Here is a 13,845-nt window from a genome sequence, read left to right on the forward strand (position 1 = left end):
AACAGGGAGTCTTTATGCTTATTGAGTTGAAAGTGACCAACTTCGCAATCATTGAAAATTTGCATATCCAATTCGGCAAAGGACTTAACATCCTCAGCGGCGAAACTGGCGCCGGCAAATCCGTTCTTTTAAAGAGCCTGGCCCTGATGATGGGAGCCAAGGCCTCATCCGACAGTATTCGCACAGGTTCGGAACAAGCCACCGTCGAAGGCTCGTTCGACTTAAACTCTCGCCCAGATGTCAAAGAACACTTGCAATCTATGGGTATCGAAATCGAAGAAGATCTTCTCATTGTTCGTCGTGTGATCTCTCAAGGAGATAAATCCAGAGTCTACATGAACGGCAGCCTTAATACACTTAAGACTCTACAAGACATTGTTGCCCCATTGATTGAAGTTGCTGGACACTCGGCTCCACTTATTGAAATGACCGGGCAGCATGAAAACAAAAACTTGATGTCAAAAGCCTACCATCTTGATGTTTTAGATCAATATGCTGGAACCTGGGACAAGCGCCTACAATTTGAAAAGTCCTTTAAACGACTTTCTGAAATTTCAGAAGAAATAAAAAAACTCGAATCAAATGCCCAACAAAAAGCGCAGCGCTTGGATTTTCTTGTTTATCAGCGCGACGAAATTGCAAAGCTAGATCTTTCACCTGGTGAGGATCACAATCTTGAAATTGAAGTAAAGAAACAAAAAAATGCGGCTCGCCTGAGTGGATTTGTGGATATGGCCGAAGAGGCCCTTTACGGTGACAATGATTCAGCAATTAACCGAATAAATGCCGTCATTAAAAAAGCACATGAAATAGCAAGTATTGATCCAGTCTTGGCATCAAAAATCGACGCCCTTGAGCAAGCAAAGACTTTGATCGACGATACGGTTTATGACCTGCGCCAGTATATTTCGAAAATTGATGCAGACCCTGAAAGACTTGAACAAATTGAATCCAGATTGAGTGACTTAAGAAAACTTCAAAAGAAGTATGGCTCAAGCATTGATGATATTTTAAATGCGCTTCTTTCGATGGAGATTGAAATTGGAAATCTTCAAAATTCTGACACCAAAATTGCAGATCTAAAGAAAGAAATCGCTATCATCGAAAAAGAACTTAAAACCCTAGGCGCCGATATTCACAAACGCCGCAGCTCAGGAGCTCAGCTGCTTGCTGATAGCGTAAATAAAGAGCTTGCTGACTTAAATATGAAAGGTGTGACCTTCCACATTCAAGTCGACGAAACCAAGCTCTTTACCAGTACCGGTACTAGTGAGGTTGAGTTTTTAAGCCAAACCTCGTCTAAAGACGTCAAACGTCCATTAGCAAAGTTTGCATCGGGCGGGGAACTTTCGCGCATTCTTTTATCTCTTAAGCGAGTGGTTGGATCTGGTGCCCAACCACGGACATACCTTTTTGATGAAGTTGACACTGGTGTTTCCGGTGAAACCGCAGAGAAGGTTGGTAAAAAGCTAAAAGCGATCGCTCTTGGACAACAGGTGATTTGCGTGACTCACCTTCCTCAGGTGGCTGCCTGTGGGGATGTTCATTTCTTCATTCAAAAGTCTCCGAAGAAAGATTCAGTCGCTATGGAGATCAAAGAACTTAAGAAAACAGAGCGCATTCAAGAAATCGCTCGCTTACTATCTGGCGAAAAAATCACGAAGACATCTTTGGCTCACGCTGAAGAGCTTTTAAGCCAAACAATTTAAAAAGGTTTTTATGTTTCGTTTTGGACTTTTGGTTTTTGCTTTATTGATATCAATTGAACTTCAGGCTGCAGTACGCTTAGAGCGAAATTACGTTCGCTTTCCAGATACAACAGTAAATAGCCTGGCTGCCATTGAAACTTTACGATTCATGAACATCGGCCCTCGTACCGTCAATATTCGCATAGATGATTTTGGATGCTTTCCAATTTTTGATGTTGATAAAGCTTCTTGCCAACTCCCGCTCCCTCCCCGCTCCATCTGTCAGTTTAATGTTCAAATGAATCCCCGAATTAACGGGCTTCGCCACTGTGATATTCGAGTGACGGATTCAGAAGGCTATTCCGACAACGCACGCCTGGAAGTGCTGATCAATCCTAAGTAATTACTCTAGCCAACCAAGCTATTGAAGATAAAAAATCATAACATGATGATCGTCATGGATTTTCAAGGGACCCTATCTTATCAATAATTAGATAACAGATGAGGTCCCCAATGTTCGTAGATGCATTCGAAGCCTTGAAGGCAGTTAAAAGTAATCATAAAGTTTTCATTCATGGTGGAGCGGCAACTCCTGACGTTTTAATTAACGCACTCATAGCCCACGCGGATCGATTAAATAACGTTGAAATCATGCATCTTCACACTCACGGAGATCCGATCTACGCCCACCCTAAATATAAAAATAGCTTTTTTACGTCGAATCTATTTGTCGGGGCCAACATGCGTCCCTACATTGACTTCGAACAAAACGACTATATTCCCTGCTTTCTGTCTGAAATTCCCAGTTTATTTCGTAAAGGAATCAAACCCCTCGACGTCGCCTTAATCCATGTCTCCCCTCCCGATAAGCACGGCTATTGCTCGCTGGGAACCAGCATCGACGTGGCCCGGGCCGCCGTTGAAACAGCTAAGATTGTCATCGCACAAGTTAATCCCCAGATGCCCAGAGTCCATGGTGACGGCATCATTCATGATTCAAAGATTCACTTCAAGGTTCAAGTCAATGCACCCTTACACGAGAGCCTTCCTAAAGACTTAAATCCCGAAGAAATTGCTATTGGAAAAAATGTTTCAGAAATTGTGGAAGATGGCGCGACTTTACAAATGGGAATTGGAGCCATTCCAGATGCGGTTCTAGCTGCTTTGGGTAATCATAAAAATTTAGGTATTCATACCGAAATGTGGTCTGACGGCGCTTTGCCACTGCTTGAAAAAGGAATTATCAATAACGCAAAAAAACGAATTCATCCCGGAAAAACTGTTTCCGCTTTTATTACAGGTAGTCAGAAGGTCTTCGATTTTATTAACGACAATCCCAGCATTATTCAGCTCGACGTCAGCTATGTTAACAATCCAAGCGTCATCGCCAGAAATAAAAGAGTGACGGCAATTAACTCGGCCGTAGAAATTGATCTGACAGGACAGGTGTGTGCTGACTCGATCGGACCAAATATAATTTCGGGCGTTGGTGGCCAAGTGGATTTCATTCGAGGCGCAGCCCTCAGCGAAGGTGGAAAACCCATCATTGCATTAACGGCTCGAGCAAAAAAAGGAATGTCTAGAATTGTGCCAATGCTGAAAGAAGGCGCTGGCGTTGTGACAACACGCTATCACGTTCACTACGTTGTTACGGAGTACGGCGTTGCGTATCTATTTGGAAAAACCTTATCCGAAAGAGCCAAAGCCTTAATTCAAATTGCTCACCCCGAGGATAGAGAAAACTTAGAAAGACAATGGCACTTAATTCATAAAAAGAAATAGCTGTTCATTCTTTGCGATCCAACTTACCCCCAAACAACTACCAGGATCGCTCGAGCCAAAAAAGTGCGATTTGAGTTTTTACATCTGTAATTTCGCCTCGACGAACCATTGTCATAAGTTCAGGAACACTTTTCATGTATACTTCGACGTGCTCGCCTTCATCCAGATTTTCACCAACATAGGTCAAAGCTTCGGCCCGATAAATGTGAATTATTTCATCGGCATAACCAATGACTGGATGAATAGAGGTAAGATAACGCATTTTTTCGGCTTTATAGCCGGTTTCTTCTTGAAGCTCACGATGCGCAGTTGTCACAGGCTCTTCACCTTTATCGATCTTTCCTGCTGGAAACTCCCAAAAGATTTGTTTGCAAGCATGACGATACTGCCGAAGAATCACAACATTGCCATCATCCAAAACTGGCACTACAAGCGAAGCCCCCGGATGCTTAATGTACTCTCTGAATGATGTTTTTCCATCAGGAGTCAGAACTTCATCTTTTTGTATTTTCAAAAAATACCCTTGAAATATCTGTTCCGACGAGACCGTTTTTTCTACCAAAGATGAGGGTTTTATATTTGTCATTGCATCCTTCTCAATATGAGACATTCAAAGCCCGACCTACGATTTAAAGGGCTTTGGTCTAAATTAATTATCCTTCAGTTGCGACGGAGTTCAACTTGAATCAGTCTAGTAGTTGAGTATAAATCAGGAGGATTTTTATGACGATGCAAAAGGCTTTTGGCTTTTTAAGTCTTACTCTGGTTCTAGCCCTGACTTTCATTGCCGATCAATCAGAAGCACAACGAAGAGGCGGCCGTAAAGGCCTTAGTGGAGACATCCAGCTCAACGTTGGCTTTGGTTTAACCACAGCAGATCAAACGGACCTAAACCAAGCTATCGACGATGCCAATACTGCTCAATCAACGAACAATAAGAATTTCGGAAGTGCTTACGAAGTATTTGGTAGTTACATCTATCGCTTCGACAACAGCATGATTTCGTTTGTTTTTAGACCCAGCTACTTTATGCAGAGCTCAGGCAAATATGAACTTACGGGCTATACGCTTTTTCCAATGATGAGACTCACCCCACTTGAAAATTCCTATATTAAGTTTTTCATGCAAGGTGGAGTTGGCTACGGAAACCTGAGCGGATCTTGGAAAAACACCACTGATAACTTTAAATTCCAAGGCGGAGCCTTCGGAGCCACCGCAGGTATTGGTGTCGATTTTTGCGTATTTGAAGCAAGTTGCATCACGATTGAAGGCAATACACGCTACCTTCCTATCGAGCGTAGTGTCGTCTCGTCTGGAAGTTGCACTACCGGAAATGGTTTTTCACAGTGTAACAATTCAAGCGAACTAGAGGCTTCAAATTCAGATGTTAAAACGACGATGTCAGGTATTGTCGGAGCTATCGCTTGGACATTTGGCTTTTAGCCAAGGCCTCTTAAGATTTCTACTTTAAAGTTTCCCAGCGGGCAGATTGCCCTTCTAAACACAAAACTCGCACTTCGGGCTCCAACCAGGAGCCCAAGTTATATGAGATAGCCTGGCGACCGGATTCAGAGAATTGATACTCATCAAAAACATGCATGTGGCCGGAGACTAAAATATCAAAAGGCCGCTCGTTCTTTAAAGTTCGATGAGCATGGCTTCGAATCATATCGACTAAATGCTGTTGATTTTGTTGATGATATTTAGAACTCACTTTGCGGCTTTTTTCACTAGCCTTATTGCCAACTTTACCCCAAATAGAACCCGGAATAAAATTCGCCAACGGACGCACTAAGGGATGGCGAACCACCGAGCGGTAGCGCAAATAGGCCTTATCATCCAGATTTATCAAATCACCGTGTTCTACTCGGACGGTCAGTCCATTTATTTGAAAATACTGAGCTTCGACAAACACCGGAATCTTTAATTTTTTTGAAAAATAAGAATCAACATGAAGATCGTGATTTCCCTCGACGAATACGATCTGAACTCCCTTTTCACGCAATCGCCCCAGAGACTGCACGATCTCGGAATACTTCTTCACAAAAAATTGATGCCCACCAACCCATAGATCGAAAATATCACCTAGCAAAAATAACGCGTTTTCCGAGGGCTCTTGGGACTCGAGAAAATGCAAGAAGCGCAACAAGATTTCTCCGTTGCGCCCCTTTGCTGATTTCAAGTGAATGTCAGATAGAAACCAAGCTTTCACAATTAGCTATTTAAATCAAAACCTTGTTTCTTGCGGATGAATGCAGGAACTTCAAGATTCTGGTTAGCAAATGGAGAAGATAAAACTTCACGAGCCATTTTGCGAGCTTCCTCTAATGAATTTTGATCCATATTCATTGTCAGTTGCTCTGGGTTATTGTGACGAGCCTTTAAGTCTTGGCTTTCTTTAAATGCCTTGTATTTTGCCAAAAGCATATCGCGCGGACTTACTGCCTCTTGAACTGGAGCAATCGGTTCCGCCTCAGTATGTAGCTGTGCTTCAGCCGCAATTGATTGAGCAGCTTGTTGAGCCACCGGAGCAGGAACCGCTTCCACCGGAGGAGTCATAGTTGTCACCTCTTGAACTGGCGGTACCATCATGTTCGGCATAGAAGCCACCGTGTTAACAGGAGCTGACATTTCTGGCTGCTGAGTCGTAAAACTTGCAACTTGAGATTGGACTGCGCTGATTGGAGGCAACGGCATCTGAGGCATTTGTGGCATTTGCGGATAAGCTGGAGCCTGAGGCATCGTCGTGTTCGGATAAGCAGGCGCTTGCGGCATCTGCGTATTGAACATTTGATTATTCATCGGCTGCTGATACTGAGGAGCCCCTTGAAACGAATTATTCGCAGGCATCATATTCTGATTCTGGAAGTTCATTGTTGGAGGATTTGGATTCAAAAAGCTTTGAAGCTGATTGATCTGATTTAAAGTATCTTGAGTCAATTTGCGATCATGAGCTTCAAATCCCGTCGCAATAACTGTAACACGGATTTCATCGCCCATGCTGTCATCAATAACCGCACCAAAGATGATTTCAGCATCTTCGTGAGCTGCATCAGTGATCAACATCGAAGCTTCATTCACTTCATGCAACGATAGATCAGAACCACCCGTAACATTGATGATAATGCCAGTGGCGCCTTCGATTTTGATGTTTTCCAATAGCGGAGAAGAAATCGCAGCGGTTGCTGCTTCGACTGCGCGGTTTTCACCTTTTGCAGAGCCTGTGCCCATGATAGCGATACCTTTATTCGCCATAACGGTGCGAATGTCGGCAAAGTCTAAGTTGATCAAACCACGAATGTTAATAAGATCCGAGATACCTTTTACTGCTTGAAGAAGAACTTCGTCAGCTTTTTTGAAGGTTTCCAAAAGTGGAGTTTTATCGCCAGCAACTGAAAGCAGCTTTTGATTAGGAATCACGATCAAAGTATCTACGTTTTCTTTTAGATCATTCAGACCACCATCAGCATGCTTCATGCGACGTTTACCTTCAAAGATAAACGGCTTAGTCACAACACCGATAGTAAGAGCACCCAACTCACGAGCAATTTTAGCTACGATTGGCGCTCCACCAGTTCCCGTTCCGCCACCCATACCGGCAGTAACGAAAACCATGTCTGCACCTTCTAGCTTCTCAACGATTTCATTATAAGACTCGATCGCAGCTCGACGACCTACATCTGGGTTTGCACCCGCACCAAGTCCACGAGTTAAATCAAGACCCAATTGAATCTTGGTAGATGCTTTATTTGCGTTCAACGCTTGAATATCAGTATTAGCAACAACAAACTCAACGCCGCCCATGCCAGCTTCGATCATTGTTGAAACGGCATTACTTCCGCCGCCACCGACGCCGACTACTTTGATATTTGCGCCGATATTAATGTTTTCTTCCAACTCAAACATTTATCCCCCTTTTAAAGGCAGGCCTCATGCCCACCCGTCCCGCGATAAAATTTCTAAAAAATCTGTCCAAAAAAATCTTTTACTTTTTTAGCGACGCCATCTAAAGACTCGCTCAGGTTGACATCGCCACCCTGTTGATTTGCACGCTGATGTGCTGCTTGAATGTAGGCTTCTTTTCTTTGAGCAAAGCCGTACAAGATCAAACCCACTGCAGTTGCGAATTCGCCACCCTTTACAACATCCGTTAAGCCACCCACTTGCGTTGGTAGGCCTCTACGAACTGGAAGGTCAAAAATAAACTCACCCATTTCAATAAGTGAATCCAACTGACTGGCACCGCCAGTAAGCACCAACCCACTTCCCATAAGAGCCATCATCCCGCTCATACGGATATCATTCGCAATCAAATTTAAAGTTTCTTCAGCACGCGCCTCAAGAACTTCGGCCAACTCACGACGAGGAATCACGCGGGCTTTTCGTCCACCAACTCCTTCGACTTCGATAGTTTCGTTTTCATTCACCAACGTCGCCATCGCACAGCCATATTTTTTCTTTAGTATCTCTGCAGAAACTTGCGGAGTTCGAAGCCCCACAGCGACATCATGAGTGAAGTGCTGTCCACCAACAGGAATGACTGAAGAGTGCGCCATGCTTCCGTTTACAAAGTAAATCGCATTGCAAGTACCGCCACCCATATCAACAACGGCAACTCCAAGATGTTTTTCATCTTCGGAAAGGACAGCATATGCAGAAGCTAATTGGCCTAAGACCAAGCCAGCGATTCTAAGCTGAGCCTTCTCGACACATTTTACAGAGTTGTTTAAAGCTGTCTGGCTTCCGGTCACGATATGCACGTTGGCCTCAAGACGAATTCCTGACATCCCGATGGGATCTGAAATTCCATCTTGCCCATCGACTTTAAAATCACGTGGAATAACATGAAGAACTTGACGGTCTGCTGGTACTGCCACCGCTTTTGCGGCCTCAATAACTCGGTCAATTTCTGAATGAGTCACTTCTTTATTTTTGATAGCAACCATCCCCTTAGAATCAAAGGATGTAATGTGGTTGCCAGCAACCGAAACCCAAACCTCTTGTACAGAGTATCCAGACATCAACTCGGCTTCTTCTTTGGCTTTACGAATCGAATCTGTAGTCGCTTCAATATTAACGACAACACCATGACGAATGCCCGTGTTAGGAGCTGTTCCCACACCGGCAATTTCGATTTTACCCTCAGGAGTGACCGTCCCAATGACAAAAGAGACTTTGGTTGAACCAATGTCTAAGCCGGCCACTAAAGGTGCTTTTGCTTTTAATGTACTCATCCCTAAGTCCCTTTAAGAACTTCAAGCTGTATAAACAGGCTGCATTACATGCTGCTTATCCGCAGATATCAAAATCATTTCGATATCTTTGAAGTCCATGAAATTAAGGTCCTCCATGACTTATGCACAAAACATAAGCATTCTTGACCTTGGTCTCTGGACTAGACGTCCTGTTTAAAGCTTAGGGAGCCTGCTGCAACCTGACAAGAACTTTCTTTGATAGATCTGCATCTATGACGCGAGCATCCATTTGGCGAGAATCAAGATATTCCACAACTTTAGACACTCGAGCCGACTTCAGTGCGATCTGCTCATTGCCTAATTTTACATCAATTCCACTTCGCATTAAAGTGACCCAAAAGCCATCTTTTTCAAGGCGGGCTTCAGAAATCGCCTGACGACTAAAGGCGCCTTTTTCAGGGACCTCTTGAATCATTTTTAACATCTTTAAGCGATCATCGGTCTTTTTTAATAGATCTTCTTTTATCAAAATCGCATCCGGCGCTTGAGTCACTGACACAGGCTTCAGCACCTTGCCCCGGCTTGAAACCGGAACGACCTGCCCTGCTTCGCTCTTTGCAACAAACTGAACGTCAACCGGTTTAACGTAAATCTCTAAAGAGTGAGGCCAACTTTTTTTAATCTGAACAGACTCAACCCAGTCGTTTTTTTGAATGAATTTCTTCACATCACGCAAGGAAAGCTTCCATAAAGATCTTCCTTTGAACACCTGCAAAGAGTTTTCTAATTGCGCTTGTAAAGGAAGAAAGTAAGCCTCTTGCCCCGATGGAATGACATCCATTTTTAACTGAGAATTTTGAAGATTGAAAAAACCATTTTTATTTAGATGAAAAAGCACGCCAAAAACCGAAGCTGGAATAACGACAAATGCAACAAACAAACGAATGATCAACTTCTTCAACTTCGCCTCCGGATAGATAACTGACGAGCTCTTTTATCATAGCTCTGAATCGAAGAAGATAAAAGTCCAGCCCTCAAACAAGACTAAAGGGCAGCTCGAGACACATCCATTTTATTTTGCAACGGCAGAACCAAAACAAAAGAAGTATGCCCCATCTCTAACTCATAAAAAAGATCCCCACCAAGCTGCCTTGCAAACTTTCGAATCTCCGCCAATCCCAATCCCGAATGCGATCCATGTTCTTTCGTTGAAAAGAACGGCTCCATCATTTGTCGCTGCAATTCCTCTGAAATACCACTTCCACTATCTGTAACTCTAAAATGTACAAACTGCCCCATCGCGCGAACATCGAATTGAATCCATTTTTCCTTATCCCCACCAAGATCACCCACGCCATCGTCAGAGATCGCCTCTTCTGAATTCCAAATAAGCCCCAATAAAGACTGAATTAACATTTTTTTAGGAGCTCGCACAGCCCCTCGATCAATTCGGCGCCTGACCAACTTGATGTTCTTTCGGCTTAAACGCTCAATCGTGATTTGTTCCAACTCATAAACAATTTCATCGACTTCAACATCAAGACGAGCAGCCTCTGCAACACCTCCATCTTCAGATATCATATACTCTACAGATTTCGAAATTTTTTTAACTAGAAGATCGAGCTTCAAAATTTCGCTTAACATGTCGACATCAAAATCTTTTGACCTACGAAACTTTTGAACCAAAACCTCGGCCGTCACTTTTGCCGTCGCTAATGGCATATTCAACTCTTTTGCTAGACTTTGCGACACCTCAGTCGTCGCCAATCGCGAGTTGGAAAGCACCAACCTATCTTGAATTTTCTTAAGGTGCTCCTGATCCTCTAAGTGCTCACGCTTAGAGATATTTAATTGCTTTATCAACTCATTAATTTCATCAGCCGAACTGACCTCTATTGTAGATTTCTGGTCACCATCATAAAGTTTATAAATCTGTTTCCGAACGGACTTAAGAGGCTTAATAACAAATTGAAATATTGAAGCCACGATCAATCCAGTAGAAAGTGCCATAACAAAAAAAGCACCCCACCAGAAATATTTCTTAATAAGAGTGATGTATTCTTGGCCCCGCAAATCATCGGAAGCTACAAAATACCCAATTTTTTGACCATCATTATTAAATAAAGTCTTCTGCACGCTCAAAATTGAGCGCTGGTCTTTCCAAATTGCTTTATATAAAATATTTTCGGATCCTAAAAGGTAAGGGGCCTCCTGGAAGGATATTTTACGCCCTAGAGTCGAAGAAAGAAATTCTAAGTTTTTTACATTAAAGTCGTAGCCCATTAATATAGCCCCTAAGGGCTTAGAATCGCCTTTAACATTTCGAACAGCACAAATCTGAATTAGGGCAATACCACTTCTAGTCTTTATCAAAACAACTCGACTTTGTGGAAAATCTGCTGCAAACCATTTTTCTACATACTGAGTTATCTCTTTATCGATACTTTCTGAATTTATTTGGCCATTTTTTACAAGATGTTGTCCATAAATCATTTGCCGATCACCACCCCAAATTGCCAAGTGCTGGACACCCGCATTTACCATAGACTCGGTTTGGAAATTTGATTTAAAAAACCCCACCTGCTTTTCGGGGCTTTGCACGGCTTGATAGGCATCATCCCAATTTGCCCAATCAACAATTTTTGACTGAAGGCCATTCTTCAAAAGTTCAATACCAGCCTGAAAGGATTGATTCGTCTGAACCGCAGCCTCAAGCTGAACAACGCCCTCTAATTTTGCCATCAAATAAAAGTGAAACTGATATAGAAAAACCAATCCAACAAGGTTTCCCAGCAAAACACTTAATAAAATCTTTGCGGTCAACTTCATAACAAATCCCTACAAAGGCGCACTTTGTAGAAACAGAATAGAACTTATTTCCAAGTTCTTCTATACCTGTAATGTGAGGCAACAATCTCGCCCCAGATTGGGGCTAACCCACGATGGATCAAAATAGGATCATGCTCTTTTCGACTTCTCAATCCACGATCTCGCTTGTTCAAAGCTCCCTTTAAACACAACATCTAGAGACCGTCTCTCTAAAGAAGAGAGATACATTGGATCATAGTATTTGACCAAAAGTTTTTCAATCCAGCGCTTGTGAAGATCCAACTCACAGCTTGAAAAAGTCAACTGAATGGCCTCATCTAGATCGTTCATGATTTCAGAAAACAACAAGCCCCCAAGCCTTCTTTGAATGGAAACAAGCGATTGTCGATATCCCAAAAGCCTATTCTGCGCCTGTTGTGATAATTGATTTAGAGAATCCCCACTATTATCACCCAAGCTCTGAGCGCGCTGCCAAGAACCGATTGAAGTATTGATGATATAATCTCTAAAAATATTCTCTACTCTTAACAACAATGGCTCTTCAAGCCAAATTACCGGAGCTTCCTTTATCGCCTGCATCAACGGCTCGGGTAAGGCCCGCCTACCAATTAATCTGCTTTCATCTTCAATCAAAATCGAGGATCCATTTGACCAGTTTTCCGACGCAAAAATTCTTAATATTGCCAAAGAAAGGGCGTTCTCGAAATTGATCTGAGTCGGCTGTTCGTGAGCCTCTACAGAACCAAAGGCGGAGCCTCGATGCTTGGCAATTCCTTCTAGATCTATCGTTGATATAAAGGGACTGACCACATTTAGAAAATCCGTTTTGCCAACTCCCGTCGGCCCCACTACCGTCACCAGACGTTGGCGATATCGTTCACTATCCTCGTAAACCTTAATTAGCGCCTGACGAACGGCTTTATATCCCCCCTCAATTATTGGAATGTTATAACCTTCTTGTGAAAGCCAGGACTGCGTAATCTGTGATCGCTGCCCTCCACGAAAGCAGTACAAAATAGCATCAGGATATTTATTTAAAAAATCTAACCACTGCTTAATTTTTACAGATTTATTTTCTCCGGAAACCAGTTGGTAACCTAAAGCGACCGCCGCATCGGCGCCTTGGTTTTTGTAAGTCGTTCCGATGATGCGCCTCTCTTCATCATCAAGTATGGGCAGATTCACAGCCCCGGGTATCGAACCCGCCAAAAATTCAACGGGAGCCCTCACGTCCAATAAAGGTGTTCCAGAAACAAGAATGTTTAGGACTTGATCGACTCTAAGACTTTTCAATCAATATTACTTTCATTAAAACGTATCCCTATAGAATCTCCAGATAATACCCGCCCAACGACCCGAGCCGATGCAAAGCTTTTTTGGATTTCCTTCAGCACCAATGCCACGCGGTCTGGAGAAACCGCCAGCAGTAAGCCACCACTTGTTTGTGGATCCAACATCAGCAGTTGCTGCAAAGAAGAGGTATTTCCAAAATCAACCAATTCACTGACATACTCTCGATTCGTACGATGTGCTTTCGTTAGATATCCATTTTCTAAAAACTCCATTGCTCTTGGTAAAACCGGAAGCCCAGAGGGCTGAAAACTTAAACCAACACCACTCGCTTTAGCCATCTGCAAAGAATGTCCTAAAAGACCAAAACCTGTCACATCTGTGGCTGAATGAATGGCCTTTAAAGAATCTTCGGACAAAAAATCAATGACGTTATTAAGCTGGCTCATACTTTGAAGTGCTTCGGAAATTTCCTTTTCTTCAACAACTTGTCGCTTTAAAGCCGCGGTTACGGCTCCCGTCCCAAGCGCCTTCGTCAAAATTAAGTAATCTCCCACCTTTGCATTCGCATTGGTCCAGATCTTTTCTGGGTGCACAAATCCTGTGACCGAAAGTCCAAATTTCAATGTGTCATCATCAATTGAATGCCCACCAACAAAATTAGCCCTAGCTTCCTGAATTTTATCACTCGCCCCTTGAAGCACATCAACCACAACTTCTGGAGAAATTACCATCAATGGGAATCCCAGTATTGCCATCGCTGTTTTCGGAACTCCCCCCATTGCATAAACATCACTTAATGCATTCGTGGCTGCAATTTGTCCAAACAAATAAGGACTATCTACAATTGGAGTAAAAAAATCGAGAGTCTGCACCAAGGCTAAGTCTGCATGAACCCGATAAATGGCGGCATCATCAAAGAGACCACCGTCCACCATCAACTGAGGATGAGGAGATGGAAATTTTACTTTATCTAGAATTTTTCTAAGCTCAGCGGCAGCTACTTTTGCAGCACAGCCACCTTTTTGCACAGTCTGAGTCAGCTTAATCTCTTTATTCAA

Annotated in this window: 12 protein-coding genes; 4 read left to right on the forward strand and 8 right to left on the reverse strand. The window is 43.0% G+C overall.

All coding sequences use genetic code 11. From position 1 onward, the window contains the following. Window positions 1-14 precede the first annotated feature (14 nt). From recN to AC04MN_RS02455, 3 genes are all read left to right on the forward strand, one after another. Entirely contained in the window at window positions 15-1,709 is a 1,695-nt protein-coding gene (recN, locus tag AC04MN_RS02445; protein WP_475381595.1) for a DNA repair protein RecN, read from the forward strand. A gap of 10 nt (window positions 1,710-1,719) precedes the next feature. Further along, complete coding sequence (locus AC04MN_RS02450) at window positions 1,720-2,091, forward strand: hypothetical protein (protein WP_475381596.1); 372 nt, start codon at window positions 1,720-1,722, stop codon at window positions 2,089-2,091. 110 nt (window positions 2,092-2,201) lie between these two features. Next, window positions 2,202-3,470 carry an acetyl-CoA hydrolase/transferase family protein gene (locus AC04MN_RS02455; RefSeq protein ID WP_475381597.1) on the forward strand — a complete coding sequence of 423 codons (1,269 nt, stop codon included), beginning with the start codon at window positions 2,202-2,204 and terminating at the stop codon, window positions 3,468-3,470. A gap of 37 nt (window positions 3,471-3,507) precedes the next feature. On the opposite strand, the gene AC04MN_RS02460 is transcribed toward AC04MN_RS02455, so the two are convergent. Further along, window positions 3,508-4,056: an NUDIX domain-containing protein gene (locus AC04MN_RS02460; protein WP_475381598.1), complete on the reverse strand. Its 549-nt coding sequence runs from the start codon at window positions 4,054-4,056 to the stop codon at window positions 3,508-3,510. Between the two features lie 137 nt (window positions 4,057-4,193). On the opposite strand from AC04MN_RS02460, the gene AC04MN_RS02465 reads away from it, so the two are divergent. Next, entirely contained in the window at window positions 4,194-4,913 is a 720-nt protein-coding gene (locus AC04MN_RS02465) for a hypothetical protein (protein WP_475381599.1), read from the forward strand. Window positions 4,914-4,932: 19 nt separating this feature from the next. Here AC04MN_RS02465 and AC04MN_RS02470 read toward each other — a convergent pair whose 3' ends face one another. From AC04MN_RS02470 to selD, 7 genes are all read right to left on the reverse strand, one after another. Further along, on the reverse strand, window positions 4,933-5,682 hold the full coding sequence (locus AC04MN_RS02470) for a UDP-2,3-diacylglucosamine diphosphatase (protein WP_475381600.1): 750 nt from the start codon (window positions 5,680-5,682) through the stop codon (window positions 4,933-4,935). A 2-nt stretch (window positions 5,683-5,684) separates the two neighbouring features. Beyond that, window positions 5,685-7,376 carry a cell division protein FtsZ gene (gene ftsZ, locus AC04MN_RS02475; protein WP_475381601.1) on the reverse strand — a complete coding sequence of 564 codons (1,692 nt, stop codon included), beginning with the start codon at window positions 7,374-7,376 and terminating at the stop codon, window positions 5,685-5,687. Between the two features lie 53 nt (window positions 7,377-7,429). Continuing rightward, window positions 7,430-8,704 (reverse strand): cell division protein FtsA, encoded by a 1,275-nt coding sequence (gene ftsA / locus AC04MN_RS02480; protein WP_475381602.1) that lies wholly within the window; start codon window positions 8,702-8,704, stop codon window positions 7,430-7,432. A gap of 181 nt (window positions 8,705-8,885) precedes the next feature. Next, window positions 8,886-9,626 (reverse strand): cell division protein FtsQ/DivIB, encoded by a 741-nt coding sequence (locus tag AC04MN_RS02485; protein WP_475381603.1) that lies wholly within the window; start codon window positions 9,624-9,626, stop codon window positions 8,886-8,888. A gap of 83 nt (window positions 9,627-9,709) precedes the next feature. After that, window positions 9,710-11,494 (reverse strand): CHASE4 domain-containing protein, encoded by a 1,785-nt coding sequence (locus AC04MN_RS02490; protein ID WP_475381604.1) that lies wholly within the window; start codon window positions 11,492-11,494, stop codon window positions 9,710-9,712. Window positions 11,495-11,623: 129 nt separating this feature from the next. Next, on the reverse strand, window positions 11,624-12,787 hold the full coding sequence (gene mnmH, locus AC04MN_RS02495; RefSeq protein WP_475381605.1) for a tRNA 2-selenouridine(34) synthase MnmH: 1,164 nt from the start codon (window positions 12,785-12,787) through the stop codon (window positions 11,624-11,626). Continuing rightward, window positions 12,784-13,845, reverse strand: coding sequence for a selenide, water dikinase SelD (selD, locus tag AC04MN_RS02500; protein ID WP_475381606.1), 1,062 nt, complete (start codon window positions 13,843-13,845; stop codon window positions 12,784-12,786). The genes mnmH and selD overlap by 4 nt, the downstream gene beginning before the upstream one ends.

This window comes from Bdellovibrio sp. ZFWA1 (genome assembly GCF_056175665.1).

Excerpts from the sequence above, each read along its gene's own strand:
- recN (WP_475381595.1), top strand. The coding sequence starts at position 15 with ATGCTTATTGAGTTGAAAGTGACCAACTTCGCAATCATTGAAAATTTG.
- AC04MN_RS02450 (WP_475381596.1), top strand. The coding sequence starts at position 1,720 with ATGTTTCGTTTTGGACTTTTGGTTTTTGCTTTATTGATATCAATTGAA.
- AC04MN_RS02455 (WP_475381597.1), top strand. The coding sequence starts at position 2,202 with ATGTTCGTAGATGCATTCGAAGCCTTGAAGGCAGTTAAAAGTAATCAT.
- AC04MN_RS02460 (WP_475381598.1), bottom strand. The coding sequence starts at position 4,056 with ATGACAAATATAAAACCCTCATCTTTGGTAGAAAAAACGGTCTCGTCG.
- AC04MN_RS02465 (WP_475381599.1), top strand. The coding sequence starts at position 4,194 with ATGACGATGCAAAAGGCTTTTGGCTTTTTAAGTCTTACTCTGGTTCTA.
- ftsZ (WP_475381601.1), bottom strand. The coding sequence starts at position 7,376 with ATGTTTGAGTTGGAAGAAAACATTAATATCGGCGCAAATATCAAAGTA.
- ftsA (WP_475381602.1), bottom strand. The coding sequence starts at position 8,704 with ATGAGTACATTAAAAGCAAAAGCACCTTTAGTGGCCGGCTTAGACATT.
- AC04MN_RS02490 (WP_475381604.1), bottom strand. The coding sequence starts at position 11,494 with ATGAAGTTGACCGCAAAGATTTTATTAAGTGTTTTGCTGGGAAACCTT.